At 56.0% G+C, this 332-nt stretch carries 1 protein-coding gene; it reads right to left on the bottom strand.

The features are described from left to right. A partial coding sequence (locus AC0L3U_RS38855) for a hypothetical protein (RefSeq protein ID WP_473365035.1) occupies positions 1 to 332 on the bottom strand: 332 nt, incomplete at both ends.

Raw genomic sequence — 332 nt, 5'->3', positions numbered from 1 at the left:
ACGCACGCCGACTTCGCTCGGTACTTGCAACAGCGCGTCCGGCACTTCACTGATCTGGTTGCCGGCAAGGGAGACACTGATGAACTGATGATTACCGAGCACACCCTCCGGAATGTGCGTAATTGCAGTATTGGTCAGGTTGAGTTTTCTGAGGCTCTGCAGGTTGCTCAGGTCAGGGGTGATGCCCAAGGTGTTATTTTGCAGATTCAGTACATTGAGCTGAGTCATCTCGCCGAGTTTGGCCACGGTATCCGGGGTCAGACGGATGTTGCACTGCGGTAAGTTCAGCTCTTTGAGCCGGCCCATCCGGGAAATCGCCTCGGGCAGCTCGC

Source organism: Bradyrhizobium sp. Kon69 (assembly GCF_055807515.1).
Note: the sequence above shows the minus strand (reverse complement) of the source record. Positions and strands in the feature narration are given on the sequence as shown.